This is a genomic window from Priestia sp. USM5, from assembly GCF_058323215.1.
This window is the reverse complement of record NZ_JBSGKN010000001.1, coordinates 1060456-1074407: the sequence shown is the minus strand read 5'-3', so window position 1 is coordinate 1074407 and position 13952 is coordinate 1060456. Positions and strand designations below refer to the sequence as shown.

At 39.6% G+C, this 13952-nt stretch carries 17 protein-coding genes; 7 read left to right on the top strand and 10 right to left on the bottom strand.

Annotation, left to right across the window (positions count from 1 at the left end):
* Positions 1-13 precede the first annotated feature (13 nt).
* The 5 genes from ACWATA_RS05550 to ACWATA_RS05530 form a co-directional block, all read right to left on the bottom strand.
* Positions 14-391 carry a hypothetical protein gene (locus tag ACWATA_RS05550; protein ID WP_033579980.1) on the bottom strand — a complete coding sequence of 126 codons (378 nt, stop codon included), beginning with the start codon at positions 389-391 and terminating at the stop codon, positions 14-16.
* A gap of 149 nt (positions 392-540) precedes the next feature.
* Positions 541-1191, bottom strand: coding sequence for an RNA polymerase sporulation sigma factor SigH (sigH, locus tag ACWATA_RS05545; protein ID WP_049165990.1), 651 nt, complete (start codon positions 1189-1191; stop codon positions 541-543).
* Positions 1192-1576: 385 nt separating this feature from the next.
* Entirely contained in the window at positions 1577-1732 is a 156-nt protein-coding gene (locus ACWATA_RS05540; protein WP_162837669.1) for a DUF3934 family protein, read from the bottom strand.
* 77 nt (positions 1733-1809) lie between these two features.
* Positions 1810-2010 (bottom strand): cold-shock protein, encoded by a 201-nt coding sequence (locus tag ACWATA_RS05535; protein WP_013058502.1) that lies wholly within the window; start codon positions 2008-2010, stop codon positions 1810-1812.
* Positions 2011-2337: 327 nt separating this feature from the next.
* The gene (locus ACWATA_RS05530; protein ID WP_034271290.1) at positions 2338-2898 is read right to left on the bottom strand and encodes a histidine phosphatase family protein; all 561 of its coding nucleotides are present in this window, start codon (positions 2896-2898) and stop codon (positions 2338-2340) included.
* 97 nt (positions 2899-2995) lie between these two features.
* Here ACWATA_RS05530 and ACWATA_RS05525 point away from each other — a divergent pair, with 97 nt between their 5' ends.
* On the top strand, positions 2996-3670 hold the full coding sequence (locus ACWATA_RS05525) for a hypothetical protein (protein WP_165636177.1): 675 nt from the start codon (positions 2996-2998) through the stop codon (positions 3668-3670).
* Between the two features lie 41 nt (positions 3671-3711).
* Here the strand turns inward: ACWATA_RS05525 and ACWATA_RS05520 are convergent, their stop codons facing one another.
* The 3 genes from ACWATA_RS05520 to ACWATA_RS05510 form a co-directional block, all read right to left on the bottom strand.
* On the bottom strand, positions 3712-3825 hold the full coding sequence (locus ACWATA_RS05520; RefSeq protein WP_080754474.1) for a YjcZ family sporulation protein: 114 nt from the start codon (positions 3823-3825) through the stop codon (positions 3712-3714).
* Positions 3826-4014: 189 nt separating this feature from the next.
* Complete coding sequence (locus ACWATA_RS05515) at positions 4015-5403, bottom strand: amino acid permease (protein WP_473049621.1); 1389 nt, start codon at positions 5401-5403, stop codon at positions 4015-4017.
* A gap of 41 nt (positions 5404-5444) precedes the next feature.
* Positions 5445-6839 (bottom strand): amino acid permease, encoded by a 1395-nt coding sequence (locus ACWATA_RS05510; RefSeq protein ID WP_028414950.1) that lies wholly within the window; start codon positions 6837-6839, stop codon positions 5445-5447.
* Positions 6840-7367: 528 nt separating this feature from the next.
* On the opposite strand from ACWATA_RS05510, the gene pruA reads away from it, so the two are divergent.
* From pruA to ACWATA_RS05495, 3 genes are all read left to right on the top strand, one after another.
* Positions 7368-8936 carry an L-glutamate gamma-semialdehyde dehydrogenase gene (gene pruA, locus ACWATA_RS05505; RefSeq protein ID WP_028414951.1) on the top strand — a complete coding sequence of 523 codons (1569 nt, stop codon included), beginning with the start codon at positions 7368-7370 and terminating at the stop codon, positions 8934-8936.
* Positions 8937-9008: 72 nt separating this feature from the next.
* On the top strand, positions 9009-9923 hold the full coding sequence (locus ACWATA_RS05500) for a proline dehydrogenase family protein (protein WP_033579975.1): 915 nt from the start codon (positions 9009-9011) through the stop codon (positions 9921-9923).
* Positions 9924-10096: 173 nt separating this feature from the next.
* Positions 10097-10900 (top strand): YwqG family protein, encoded by an 804-nt coding sequence (locus ACWATA_RS05495; protein ID WP_049165992.1) that lies wholly within the window; start codon positions 10097-10099, stop codon positions 10898-10900.
* A 62-nt stretch (positions 10901-10962) separates the two neighbouring features.
* Here the strand turns inward: ACWATA_RS05495 and ACWATA_RS05490 are convergent, their stop codons facing one another.
* A complete protein-coding gene (locus ACWATA_RS05490) occupies positions 10963-11490 on the bottom strand; it encodes a YcxB family protein (RefSeq protein WP_473049620.1) in 528 nt (175 codons plus the stop codon).
* 172 nt (positions 11491-11662) lie between these two features.
* Between ACWATA_RS05490 and ACWATA_RS05485 the strand changes: the two genes are divergently transcribed.
* Positions 11663-12049 carry a VOC family protein gene (locus tag ACWATA_RS05485; protein WP_274862844.1) on the top strand — a complete coding sequence of 129 codons (387 nt, stop codon included), beginning with the start codon at positions 11663-11665 and terminating at the stop codon, positions 12047-12049.
* Positions 12050-12172: 123 nt separating this feature from the next.
* Entirely contained in the window at positions 12173-12352 is a 180-nt protein-coding gene (locus tag ACWATA_RS05480; RefSeq protein WP_274862845.1) for a hypothetical protein, read from the top strand.
* Positions 12353-12362: 10 nt separating this feature from the next.
* Here the strand turns inward: ACWATA_RS05480 and ACWATA_RS05475 are convergent, their stop codons facing one another.
* Positions 12363-12509: a hypothetical protein gene (locus ACWATA_RS05475; protein WP_176343531.1), complete on the bottom strand. Its 147-nt coding sequence runs from the start codon at positions 12507-12509 to the stop codon at positions 12363-12365.
* A 190-nt stretch (positions 12510-12699) separates the two neighbouring features.
* Here ACWATA_RS05475 and spoIIP point away from each other — a divergent pair, with 190 nt between their 5' ends.
* Complete coding sequence (spoIIP, locus tag ACWATA_RS05470) at positions 12700-13884, top strand: stage II sporulation protein P (RefSeq protein WP_034271278.1); 1185 nt, start codon at positions 12700-12702, stop codon at positions 13882-13884.
* Positions 13885-13952: the final 68 nt, after the last annotated feature.

Sequence of the window (13952 nt, the reverse complement as noted above, 5' to 3'; positions counted from 1 at the left end):
GCCCGGCTCTTTTCTATTCATGTAGCTTATTCATCACTTTTGGAATGACGTGAGACAGTAAAAACCTACCTAAAAGAATCAGCAGGTAAATCATAATGAATTGAAAAACAATGAACACATGATGCGTATGTGCCCAAGCAAGCATATGAGTCGTAGAATAAGCCAATACAACAATTAATAGTAAAAAACACAGTACGTATAAAATACGCTTACCCCAAGAGGTAGCTTTTATTTTCTTTTTAATAAGCCTGCGATGTTGAATTCCCTGTAAGCATATGTAGAGGGTCAATACAAATGTAAGCATATCTCGCCTTACGAAAAAAAGAATAAGTCCGATTCCTACAATCATCCACGTTAGCTTGTCATGATGCTTGTCTAGAAAGAAAAACATAAAATCCTCCTTCGAAATTAACGTGCTATTAGTTTAACACATAAAGGAAATTATGGTAAAAACCTAAATTTGCTAAATATTTCAGTGCAGAATAGACACCTATTCAATAAAAAAAGAACCTTATTATCCAATAAGGTCCTCTTTACCTATTATGAAATAGCTTGTCTGCTTTCTACGTCTCGACCTAACTTTCTTTTGATACGCTGCAGCGCGTTGTCAATTGACTTGACGTGCGTGTTTAATTCTTTCGAAATTTCAGCGTATGAATGGCCGTCCATATACAGCGTCAATGCTTTTCTTTCCAATTCACTAAGTGTTTCCGCAATTTTTAACTCGCGGTCTTCCACTTTTTCTTGATGAATCAGCACCGCTTCCGGATTAGCAATTTGATCGCCAGGAATCATATCCATCAGCGTATAGTTTGATTCTTCATCATACAGAGGCTTGTCCAATGAAATGTACGAATTTAACGGACCGTGCTTTTGACGAGTAGCCGTTTTAATCGCCGTAATAATTTGTCTTGTGATACATAACTCCGCAAACCCTTTAAAAGATGTTAGCTTGTCTTCGTTAAAGTCGCGAATTGCTTTGTACAGTCCAATCATTCCTTCTTGGACGATGTCTTCTTTTTCAGCACCAATCAAAAAGTATTTTCTTGCTTTTCCCCTTACAAGATTTTGATACTTATTGATTAAATACTCCAATGATTTTTCGTCTCCGCTGTGAACCATTTCAACCAAAACATGATCTTCTAACATAGCATAATTTTGAACTTTTTCAATTACGATGCCTGCGCTCACTCATATCCCCCCGTTACACTTAGTTGAGTTTTGATGTGTTCTAAACTGATGCATGATCTACTTACTACGACGCTACTGCAATACGGTCCAGAAACGTAAAAAGCGTACAGAGTAAACTGTCGCTTTCCTCTCTCACTTTATGCTCCCCTGCATCTTTCTATAATCTATTATAAAGAAGTATAACCGATAAAAATCAAAAAGGTTGTCGAAATATGAAAGTGTTTGCAAAAAAAATCAATTTTTATAGAAAATTCACACAAATCACTTTATTATTTCATATAGTGACAGCAATCTGTCAAAAAAGCAATAAAAAAATAATTCCATATGAAATAAACTTACTCAAGCAGAGTAAGTCGAAGTTGCAGATGATACTGCGCATATAGGATTAGTTGCCTTCCGGCTTATCAGCATTTTTTGTTCCCTTGCTTTTATAAGGCTTTGCATTTTTCTTCTTTTTTGCACTCGCCTGCCAGCGGTTCCACCCTTTTTTGCCGGTGCCTCGCCCCGTGCCACCTTTACCTTTTGCTTTACTCATACGTATTCCTCCGTTACCTGCGTGTTTGCTACAATAAAAAAAGACCCCGTCCAAAGTCGGAGTCTTTTTTGGATTGCATAAAATTATGCTTTTACAACGTTAGCAGCTTGTGCACCGCGTTGACCTTGCTCGATGTCGAAAGTCACTTTTTGACCTTCGTCTAAAGATTTGAATCCGTCGCCTTGAATTGCGCTGAAATGTACGAATACATCTTCTCCGCCTTCAATTTCGATGAAACCGAAACCTTTTTCTGCATTAAACCATTTTACTGTACCTTCAGTCATACTATTTCCTCCAGTGGTGGAATTACTCCACGCATATATTACTACCCTTGCTCAATCGTACTATTTCCAGATAAAAATTTCTTTTGAAGAATATTTCTCTTCTTTCAATTTCATACCGAACAAAAATAATTAAACTTAGTGTAACATATCAATTTAGAAATAGCAAGTCTCTGTTCTAAGACAGGCTTTATCCTAATTATGTATCTGCTAAAAGCCTACGGGGCAGCTTTGAGGTTACCAACATTTCTGAATTGTGATGCGGCAGAAGGTTTTTATATTGAGCTAAACTTATCGTCTGCACAAATGCACAAAAAATCTTTTATTTCATCAATTTGTTTTCTGCTCATTCCAAAGCCTTGTAATGGAAACGCTCTTCTTTTCGAGATCGATTTGATATATATCTGGATTTGTTAGACGCGACCATTCGCTAAACCCAAACTTCGGATCAAAATATCTAAGAATTAACGTCATCAAATTGCCATGCGTAACAAACAGAGTCGTTTTCTGTTTTTCATTCATTACTTCTTTAAACAGCTCTAAAGAACGTACCGTGGCTTCTTTCGTCGATTCTCCTCCGTCTACCTTAAAGTCTATGTCATCAAAAGTTCTTTTCAATACTTCTATCCAGTTGAACAGAGGCTGTCCGCTTAAACGCCTTTCTTCTAGCCTTGTATCTATATGAAGAGGGAGACCAGTATCTTTTGCATAAGGTTCAATTGTTTGAACGGCTCGTTTGTACGGACTTGAAATAATTTTATCAATGGGATAACTCAGCTTGTTCAAATAACCTATTAACTGCTGGGCCTGCTGTATGCCTTGTTCCGTCAATGATGCTTTTGCTTCTTGCCCTTCTGCTTCACAATGCCTAACTAATAACAAAGTTTTCATTCATCTTCCCTCCACACATAGAAAAATAACCATTAATTACAAAAAAAGATAATAATAGTATATAATGATACGTGATTTATAGCTAAGGAGGAACAACATGATTCGTGAACGATCACTTTTTACAAAGGGACTCATTTTTTTACTGATTGTTTTTATTTTAAACATCCCTTTCCCTAATTCAACACCGCTCAGTCATTCTGTCTTTTCTTTTTTAGGTCTTCCCCTCTATGGAGATGAAGAAACAATGACAGGAATTCAATATGCCAGCAATGCGTGGGGAATTATACTTTTACTTGGTCTTTTTGCACTTTACAAAAGTTTAAATCGTCACCGTTTAAAATTAACGATTTTAGCTGCGTTTATTGTCATATCGGGTCCTGGTCATATAGTTGAAGCGATGCAAAAGACCGTATTACCAGGTATGTATGCCATTTCTTACGATGTGGAAAACAGCATTTGTACATTTGAGAGAAATAAAAAAGAAACCGTATTAACGGGTACCTGTGACCTTTCATTTGAAAATCACAGTTCAAAACCCGTTACGTTTGAAGTAGCACTGGATGAACGCTTCTATTTTAAAGAAGATACCCCTTTTTTACTTATGATGAATAAGCCTAGGCTTCATACTGTTACGTTGGAACCAAAGGCGTATCAAACTGTCGAAATCACTTCATCTGTCAAAACAGCCGACTTTCCTTCTAAAATCTTTATGGATGAAGTAAACGGCTTTCACGTAAACATTTATCAAAACGGGAAAAAGCGTTATTTATAAGCATTGAAAAAAGCCCTTATAGGGCTTTTTAAATGAGTGAATTACCAGCCAAGGCCTCCGCCGTAGCAGCTGCAGCCGATGATTACTAATAAAATAAATAATACAACTAATAAAGCAAAACCAGATCCATATCCACATCCAGCGTTTCCAGACATACGAACACTTCCTTTTCTTTAGTTACTCTTTCCTCAAGAAAAACGCCGCTTGCATTTCGCTTGAGTTGGATTATCTTATGCCTGAACACGCCGATTTGACTCTGGTTTTTTCTTTTTTCTTTTTCCTTCTTGCCATGCACCTCATTAGTAAAAAAAGAAAATGCTTTTCAGCCTCTCTTACAAAATCATTTATTTCACTAGCTTACGTCTTTCAGAAGACCGTACTTCCGTGCGCTTTCCGATACCTAGTACATAGTAGCTCAGCACGACAATAGCTAAAAAGATAATCCCGACAATCAGCGATATGCGCGTTTCATCATTAAACCACATACCTACAAGCACCATAAGTAAAAACGCGATGGTTACGTAGTTCGTCACAGGAGCAAAAGGCATTTTAAATGGATGCTGATCCATCGCCGCTCCTTTTACTTTTCGAAAACGAATTTGACTAATAAGAATGACAAACCATGGAATCATACCTGGAAGCACGCTCGCGCTGTACACGTACACAAAAACATTTGGCGGAGCAATATAATTTAAGACAACGCCCGCAGCTAACCCAATCATTACCGCAACGGTACTATAAATAGGTACACCGTTTCGAGAAACCTTTGTAAAAAACGCTGGAGCCTGTCCGTTTACGCCTAACGTATAAAGCATGCGTCCTGCGCTGAAAATTCCGCTGTTACATCCAGACATTGCCGCTGTAATGACCACAAAGTTAATGATTCCCGCAGCTGCCGTAATCCCTACTTTCGCAAATGTAGAAACAAACGGACTGCCGAGTGAGTCCAGCTCGTTCCACGGATATACCGTTACAATGATAAAGATGGCACCGATATAAAAGATTAATATACGCCAAATCAAGCTTTGAATCGCGCTTGTTAACGTTTTTTTAGGATCTTTGGCTTCTCCTGCTGTAATTCCAATAAGCTCTACTCCTTGATAGGCAGCAATCACAAGCGACAGCGCAAAGAAAAAGCCGGACCATCCGCCTGTAAAGAAACCTCCGTTTGCCCACAAATTCGATAGTCCAAGCGCTTCTCCCCCGTTTCCAAGACCGAAGAAAACAAGGCCAAGACCGGCAATAATCATGAGCACAATCGTCACGATTTTAATCATTGCAAACCAAAATTCAAACTCTCCAAAAGATTTCACTGAGATTAAATTTGCCGCACCGAGAATGATCATGGCGACAATTCCCGGAACCCACGCCGGCAAATGCGGGAACCAGTACTGCATATAAGCTCCGACGGCAATAATTTCTGCCATGCCGACAATCACCCACTGAAACCAGTTGCTCCAAGCCGTAATGTAACCAGCTAACGGGTGAATATATTTATGACCAAATGTCGCAAATGAACCCGTACTTGGCTCTAAGTAAAGCATTTCACCCATTGCACGCATAATAAAGAAAATAAAAACGCCGCAAATAGCATACGCAAGCAGGACGGATGGCCCCGTCCATTCAATGGTGCTTGCTGAACCCATAAATAACCCTACCCCGATCGTTCCTCCAAGAGCAATCATTTGAATATGACGAGATTCAAGCCCTCTTTTTAACTCTTTGTTTGCCAATTTACTTCCCCCTAGCCCCTCGTGATGATTTTCTCTTCTATTTAAGAGATTCTTTTATTTCCCTGTCCTGATAGGGAATGATCATCTTTTTTCTTTTTCATAAAGAAGTACGAACATACCACAAATACAGCAATCAGCAGCGTGAGATAAAACTGAGTGCGAAGCGAATCAATAAATGCCATCGCAATAAAGATGCTTGTGATCGCCGCAATTGTTCCATACGTTAAATAAGGAAACAGCCACATTCTGATTTTTAAAGCTTCTGGCTTTTCTTTTTCGTATTTCTTTCTCATGCGAAGCTGTGAAAAAGCAATAACAAGGTACACAAGAAGCGCTACGCCTCCAGATGCATTTACTAAAAATAAAAAGATTTTATCAGGTGAAAGATAGTTAAACCCAACGCTGATGTAAGAAATCACGGTACATCCTACAATGGCATTAAACGGAATGCCTTTTTTATTCACTTTCAAAAACATACGCGGCGCGTCTCCTTTTTGCGCCATTGAGTACAGCATACGAGAACTCGTATATAGACCTGAATTTAAGCAAGAAAGAACGGCAGTCAGTACGATAAAGTTCATGATTTGAGCAGCTGCCGGAACGTTTACCAGCTCTAATATCGAAACAAACGGACTTTTCATCAAGCTTGAAGAATCCCAAGGAAGGATCGTTACTAAGATTAAAATAGACCCAAGATAAAAAATTAAAATACGATAAATAACGGTATTTGTTGCGATGGTGATCGCTCGCTCAGGCTGAGCCGATTCTCCAGCCGCTGTTGCGACAATTTCTGTTCCCATAAAGGAAAACATGACAATCGCCACTCCTAAAAAGACGGAGCTGATTCCATTTGGAAGAAATCCGCCTCTATGAAGAAGGTTCGACGCTCCCGGAGACTCTACTCCCGGTATTAAACCGAGGATGATCGCTCCTCCTAAAAGTAAAAACAGCACTAAACTAACTACTTTAATAAGCGAAAACCAGTATTCAAATTCACCAAATGATTTAACAGAGTATAAGTTCGTTAACGTTAATAAAAATGTCAGGAGCAGACTCACACCCCAAGACGGTAGAGATGGAAACCAGTATTGAATAATCGTTGAACCAGCAATCGCTTCAACAGCAATAACAATTACCCAGAAAAACCAGTACAGCCAGCCGATTGTGTAGCCAGCCCACGGTCCAAGCGCTTCTCTGGCATAGGTCGCGAACGAACCGCTTGAAGGATTAGCCGTAGACATTTCCCCCAGCATTCGCATAACTAAGATCACCAGCAAACCGGCAAACGCGTACGAAAAGATGGAACCAGGACCTGCTGCGTTAATAAGCGATCCGCTTCCAATGAACAAACCGGCACCAATGATTCCTCCTAAAGAAATCATGGTTATGTGTCGAATTTTTAATTCTTTTTTTAACTCAGGCGGTTGATGACTCATATTAAAATCCTCCTCATAGAAACCGTCATTTAAAGAATTACACGTTCTTCGCATCGCGCGTTAAATATGTAAGCCCTTACAACATCGTGGACAAATAACTGCCGTTTTCCTACCCTCCTTCTATCTGTGCATGCAAATGAAACTTTCACTTAACGCAAAAGTCAGCTTCATTCGACAAAATTACTTTTCGAATTATATGATAATTTATTTTGAACAACTTTGTCTATTGTTTTTTGATCGAAAAAGTATTTTACCTTACTATCGATAAACTCTTTCTTTTATCGTAATTCTTCACTTCAAAATATCTTTTCATCTACTTACTCATATCCCTTTCTTTTCTTTTTGTTCAAAATCACTATAAAAAACATCGTTTTATTGGCTTTTTAAACAAAAGTGTTTATTTTAAAAATTTTTGAACATTTTTGTTAAAAAACTATGTACAAAACGAGAATAAGGTGATTATAATACAGGTATAGGGTGTTGGAATATTAATTATGTTGTAAATTTTCTAAAAAAGGGGTAATGAAAATGAACACAATGAATATTAACGAAATCAAACAATACAAACACGAGCCTTTCACGGACTTTACGGTTGCTGAAAACAAAGATGCGTTTGAATCTGCATTAGAACTTGTACAATCAGAGCTTGGAAAGGACTATCCTCTTGTAATTGGCGGAGAATTCATTACAACAGAAGATCAAATTCAGTCCATTAACCCAGCAAATAAAGCAGAAGTTATCGGACGTGTGTCAAAAGCAGATCAAGACCTGGCTGAAAAAGCAATGCAAGCAGCACTTTCTACATTTAATACATGGAAAAAAGAAGCGCCGGAAGCTCGCGCTGACATTCTTTTCCGCGCAGCGGATATCATTCGCCGCCGCAAACATGAATTTTCAGCTTACCTTGTAAAAGAAGCAGGAAAGCCGTGGAATGAAGCAGATGCTGATACAGCAGAAGCAATTGACTTCCTTGAATATTACGCTCGCCAAATGGTGCAGCTAAAAGACGGCGCGCCTGTTGAGAGCCGCGAAGGTGAAGAAAATAAATTTAACTACATTCCGCTTGGTGTCGGCGTTATTATTTCACCGTTTAACTTCCCGCTAGCGATCATGGCTGGAACAGCAGCAGCAGCAATCGTAGCAGGAAATACGGTTCTATTAAAACCTGCTAACAACACGCCGGTTATCGCAGCAAAATTTGTAGAAGTAATGAAAGAAGCTGGCCTTCCAGACGGTGTACTGAACTACGTGCCGGGAAGCGGAAGCGAAATTGGCGACTATTTAGTAGATCATCCAAAAACACGATTCGTTTCATTTACAGGTTCTCGTGAAGTAGGATGCCGCATCTATGAACGCGCAGCAAAAGTACAGCCTGGTCAAATCTGGCTAAAACGCGTTATTGCTGAAATGGGCGGAAAAGACACGGTTGTTGTAGATAAAGATGCTGATTTAGATTTAGCTGCTTCTTCTATTGTGTATTCAGCGTTTGGCTTCTCTGGACAAAAGTGTTCAGCGGGCTCTCGTGCAGTTGTTCATCAAGACGTATACGATATCGTTCTTGAAAAAGCAGTTGCGCTGACAAAAACATTAACAATGGGCAGCCCTGAAGATGTAAACACGTATATGGGACCTGTTATTGATCAAGCTTCTTTCAACAAAATTACAAAGTACATTGAAATCGGTAAAGAAGAAGGCCGTTTAATGACGGGCGGAGAAGCAGATGATTCAAAAGGCTACTTCATCCAGCCTACGATTATTGCAGATGTAGATGAAAAAGCACGTTTAATGCAAGAAGAAATCTTCGGCCCAGTCGTAGCATTCTGCAAAGCGCGCGACTTCGATCATATGATGGAAATTGCGAACAACACTGACTACGGTTTAACAGGTGCCCTTCTTTCAAATACGCCTGAACACATTGAGCGTGCGAAAGAAGAGTTCCACGTTGGAAACCTTTATTTCAACCGCGGTTGTACAGGTGCCATCGTTGGGTACCAGCCGTTTGGCGGATTTAATATGTCAGGAACAGATTCAAAAGCTGGCGGTCCTGATTACTTGATTCTGCACCTGCAAGCAAAAACAACAAGCACAACGCTTTAATACTCAGTAGAGCAGCCCTAGGCTGCTCTATCTTAAAACAACAAGGGATTTTTTCTATAGGGGGAGATATTTATGTTAGCAGAGGTATCTAAAAATGTGTTTCTTCACGCTTCCCAAAATAAAGCGCTAAACAAAGCGGCGAAAAAATGGGGTCTTCGCTTTGGTGCAGCTCAAGTGGTAGCTGGCGACACAATTGAACATGCGATCAAAAAAGTACGGGAATTGAATGAAAAAGGGCTTGTTTGTACGCTTGATCATTTAGGGGAATTTGTTTCAAGCAGAGAAGAAGCTATCGAAGCAACTCAATATAACATCAGAACACTAGAAGCTATGGGCCAAGCCGGTGTAACGTGCAACTTATCTGTCAAAATGACGCAGCTTGGTTTGGATATTGACCGCAGCTTTTGCGTTGAGAACATGCGCCGCATTCTTGAAACGGCGAAAAAATACGATAACTTTGTTCGAATCGACATGGAAGACTATGCTCACTGTCAAATGACGCTAGATATTTTACGAGAGCTTCGCGAGACGTTTGATAATGTTGGAACGGTTATTCAAGCTTACCTATTCCGCGCTGAACAAGATGTAAAAGAGCTAAAAGGCATTCCTCTTCGATTGGTAAAAGGCGCGTATCAAGAATCACCAACCGTGGCGTTTCAAGACAAAGCCCAAATTGATGAGAACTATATGCGAATTATCGAAGAGCATTTGCTCAGTGGAACATACACGGCTATTGCATCTCACGACCACAATATTATTGCAAAAGTAAAAGAGTTCGCTCACAAAAATAACATCCCGCGCACGCAGTTTGAATTTCAAATGCTGTACGGATTCCGAACAGATATGCAGCTTAGCCTTGCAAAAGAAGGCTATACAATGCGCGTATACGTTCCCTTTGGCAACGACTGGTTTGGCTACTTTATGCGCCGCTTAGCGGAAAGACCGCAAAACGTCGCATTTGCTTTAAAAGGATTCTTTTCTAAATAAGCAGTTCGTTTAGTAAGGTTCGTAATGAAAACGCTATCATTTCTTTGTGCCCTTTGCGGATGCTTCTGCAAAGGGGTTTTTTATACGATTTCTCTTCCCTTTTCGTATGTATTACGATAAAATACAAGTACGAACAAACGTTCTTTTTATTACAAACAAAAAGGAGAGTACATATGAATCCTCTATCAAAATTAGCACTGCCTCTCAAGCTAGAACCTTACCGAAAAGAAATCGAAAAAACATGTAAACCTTATATCCACATCCATACGGTCAGGAATAGTCCCAAATTATATGACAGCAAGTTCGGCGGCAACCCTTACCTGCCTCTAGAAGCAAATCATCCTCTCGACTCCGAGGGCAAACCTATGTTAATGATGGCACAAATCAATTTTTCTGACGTGCCTCCCTATGAAAATATGCCTTCTCAAGGCATGCTTCAATTTTTCATTTGCGGAGCTGATAACAAAAACACCGGTGATGTGTATGGTCTGGATTTTGACCAACCCACGTCTCAAAAAGACTTTCGCGTCGTTTTTTATGAAGACATAACAACCGACGAAAACAAGTTAATAACCGATTTTACGTATCTAGAAGACGTTGACCGAGATATGTTCCCTATTCCTCAAGAAGTAGGCCTACAGTTTGAAATAAAAAGCGAACCCGTGTCTCCTACTGACTATCGATATAATGATATGGAATCAGATTTATTTGATGATGAAGAAATGGAAGAGATCTACTGGGATGAGCTTACGGGCGAGTATCATAAAATGGGCGGATACGCTTTTTTCACTCAAAGCGATCCTCGAGACTACGATGAAGCGCTGCGCGCATATAACGTTCTGCTTCTTCAATTCGCCATGGACGACGAAGCGGATATTATGTTTGGTGATGCGGGAGTGGCCAATTTCTTCATTAAAGAAGAAGACCTTCGCAACCGTAACTTTAAAGATGTTTTGTACAACTGGGACTGCTGTTAAAAAAACACCCTCTTAGAAAAGTATCTAGGAGGGCGTTTTTTTACATTATTATTATTTACTACTCAGCCTGTTTTTCCAACCCTTGCAGCATTCAGCGTTTCTTTAAACTGCTGTAGCGCTTTTACATCTGCAAATGCGCTTGTAGGAATAACGTATCCGCTCATTGCACTAACAAGAATAAAGATATGTTCATCGGTTTCTCTAATTTGAGTGATGCTTGACCAAGGAGTCTTCACTTCTCCTTTTAAGCTTTTCTCTACCAAGCCATCTTCCGTAACCATCATAGTATGCTCACCTGTCAGACTGCTGTTATCTCCTTCATTTATTACCTTTATAATGTTCTTTTTAATACTTCCGTAAAAATACTTCGGATAAAATAAAAACCAAAGAACCGCAAGCAGCGCAAATGCTACGAACATGCCAAGTAAAAACTCTCCTTCAACCCACGAAACAAGCAAAGGAATAAGAAGAAAAATAAGCGACATCCATCGCTGAACTTTCAGCACTTTTTGTACTCTTTCCGAATGTTGAGCATGATGCATATTAAAAGCCACATAATCATCTTTTGTTAACGTATAGTGATATTCCATATTAATCTCCAATTCTTCTAAATAACAACAAAATAAAATATACCTCATTTGGTGTTATATGTATATAAAATAATAAGTTTTTCTTATGAAACACATCAACTTTTTATCATTTATTTACAGTGATACATCACGTAAACTTAACTAGTACTCTACTAGTTAAGGGGGAATGTTTATGACTTTTACACTAACGCATATTGATCATATTCAGCTAGCTGCACCACCGCATTCAGAAAGCAAAGCACGACACTTTTTTGGAACCATTCTTGGCTTAACAGAAATTGAAAAGCCGGAAAGTCTTAAAAAACGCGGCGGCGTGTGGTTTGAATTTGGTTCTTATCAGCTGCATATTGGTGTTGAACCTACCTTTTCACCTGCCAAAAAAGCGCATCCAGGCTTTTATGTTAAAAACCTCCCTGCGTTCAAAAATCATCTGAGTAGCTTCGGTATTTCTTTTATAGAAGACAAAAACATTCCCGGTACTGAAAGAATTTACGTGGATGATCCATTTGGGAACCGTATGGAGTTCTTAGAAAGAAAAAACCTTCCTTTTCCCAGCTGAAATTCGGACAAAAAGACTGTGACAAACGTATTTTAGTTGAAGGAAGATCCGAACGATTATTCGTTCGGATTTTTTTATTGGTATGGTGAACGTAGGTTTCGTGTATGTAGCGGCTTCTAGCGGTTGACTGGAGGGCAAGACGAAGACTCCTGCGGGGAAAGCGGAACAGGTGAGCCCCCGCAGGAGCGTGCGCGACGAGGAGGCTCACCTGCCGTCCGCGGAAAGCGAAGTCTTGCACGGAAATCAACCGCGGTGTCAAAAGCGTTCCATACTAGCTCCTTTACCTCATTTGTTCGTCTTTAGATTAAATGCCTCAATCTCGTTGTTTTCGCCCTTCTTTTTGCTTTTCTTTCCACAGCATGTACAGCAACAGCCCCAGTACACAAAATGCCACGCCAAACATCGTTAAAGGAAATAACAGTGTATTAATAAAATGATGATAAACCCATGAATCGTTCATCTAACCAGCTCCAATATGCACCGTTTTTTTATAGTATGCCCTACTATAACCTTTTTTATATTGTTTTAAATATCATGGTTTCTATCATATTTCTTTTTCTTTTTAATAGAGTAAATAGTAGATACATAACATTCTCCTCTTAGAGTTCTTATTCGCTGATTTCAAAATTTTATTAGAGGAGGTTTACTCTATGAAAAAAAAGTTCACTGAAAAGCCTAAAAAGCTTTTTTGGATTCTTTCTTATAAATCATTAATTATCGCTATACTATTTGTTCTGTTAACATCTGCCGCTATTTTTACCGTCACGTATTCAACTCTTCAGCATACGCTGCGCTCGAACGTTGTCTATCAAGCGCTATCAAATTATAAAGCTCAAAGCTTGTTCTACTTCATGCATACGGAAAACCATCATTTCTCTCATGCCTTTGAAGAAGACTTCTCCCCGCCTCCTCTTTCTTCTGTCGCCCTGCAGCTTGCGACGAATATTCGCGTGGCGGATACAAGAAGTCTATTTGGATCAGAACTGCCCGGCTTTTCTATTTTTGATTCTCATATTCTGTTAGCCGGTGAAGGAACGGATTATACCACGATTCCTCATGAATCGGCTCCTCCTCTCGAAAGCATTTCTGGAGAGCGTGATTTGGATCCTGCTGAAAGCAAAACGTACGAAGAAAGCAAAAAACAGTCTCAAACACAGGCTAAGCAAAGTACGGGAGACAGAAAAGTTGTGTACATCTACCACACGCACAGCTGGGAATCTTATTTCCCTTTACTTGGTATGCCAGGTGAAGCGAACGAAAATAAAGCAGTAGATAACAAAACCAACATCACGCTCGTTGGTCAAATGCTAGGAATGGAATTAAAAGCAGACGGAATCGGATCGGAAGTAGATACAACCAACATGACGCAAAAGCTGAATGAAAAAGGCTGGGGTACAGGACGAGCCTATGCGATGTCTCGAAGCGTGGTGGAAACAGCTCTTCAGCAAAACCAAGACGTCGATTATTTAATTGATATTCATCGTGATTCACTACGTCAAGAAAAAACAACGGCTACTATCAACGGCAAATCGTACGCTAAAATAATGATTGTATTAGGTGAAGCCAACCCGAAATTTGATGAAAATGTAAAAATGGCCAAAGCGATTCATGAAAAGCTAGAGGAAAAATATCCAGGCCTTAGCCGCGGAGTGTTAAGTAAAAAGAAAACAAGCGGCAATAACGGCCTGTATAATCAAGACTTATCCGACCGCTCCATTTTAATTGAAGTAGGCGGCGTCGATAACAATATGGAAGAACTCACAAATACCGTCAAAGCCTTTTCAGATGTGTTCAGCGAGTATTACTGGCAAGCTGAAAAAGTGAATGCGCAGTAAACAAAAACTAGCTACCCCAGGTAGCTAGTTTTTGTTTTTATGAGAGTCACGCTTCTCCTTTTCTTCAC

Bases quoted from the DNA above. Each gene is read 5' to 3' on its own strand.
- ACWATA_RS05550 (WP_033579980.1), bottom strand. From the start codon at position 391: ATGTTTTTCTTTCTAGACAAGCATCATGACAAGCTAACGTGGATGATT.
- ACWATA_RS05535 (WP_013058502.1), bottom strand. From the start codon at position 2,010: ATGACTGAAGGTACAGTAAAATGGTTTAATGCAGAAAAAGGTTTCGGT.
- ACWATA_RS05530 (WP_034271290.1), bottom strand. From the start codon at position 2,898: ATGAAAACTTTGTTATTAGTTAGGCATTGTGAAGCAGAAGGGCAAGAA.
- ACWATA_RS05525 (WP_165636177.1), top strand. From the start codon at position 2,996: ATGATTCGTGAACGATCACTTTTTACAAAGGGACTCATTTTTTTACTG.
- ACWATA_RS05520 (WP_080754474.1), bottom strand. From the start codon at position 3,825: ATGTCTGGAAACGCTGGATGTGGATATGGATCTGGTTTTGCTTTATTA.
- ACWATA_RS05510 (WP_028414950.1), bottom strand. From the start codon at position 6,839: ATGAGTCATCAACCGCCTGAGTTAAAAAAAGAATTAAAAATTCGACAC.
- pruA (WP_028414951.1), top strand. From the start codon at position 7,368: ATGAACACAATGAATATTAACGAAATCAAACAATACAAACACGAGCCT.
- ACWATA_RS05500 (WP_033579975.1), top strand. From the start codon at position 9,009: ATGTTAGCAGAGGTATCTAAAAATGTGTTTCTTCACGCTTCCCAAAAT.
- ACWATA_RS05495 (WP_049165992.1), top strand. From the start codon at position 10,097: ATGAATCCTCTATCAAAATTAGCACTGCCTCTCAAGCTAGAACCTTAC.
- ACWATA_RS05490 (WP_473049620.1), bottom strand. From the start codon at position 11,490: ATGGAATATCACTATACGTTAACAAAAGATGATTATGTGGCTTTTAAT.
- ACWATA_RS05485 (WP_274862844.1), top strand. From the start codon at position 11,663: ATGACTTTTACACTAACGCATATTGATCATATTCAGCTAGCTGCACCA.
- ACWATA_RS05475 (WP_176343531.1), bottom strand. From the start codon at position 12,509: ATGAACGATTCATGGGTTTATCATCATTTTATTAATACACTGTTATTT.
- spoIIP (WP_034271278.1), top strand. From the start codon at position 12,700: ATGAAAAAAAAGTTCACTGAAAAGCCTAAAAAGCTTTTTTGGATTCTT.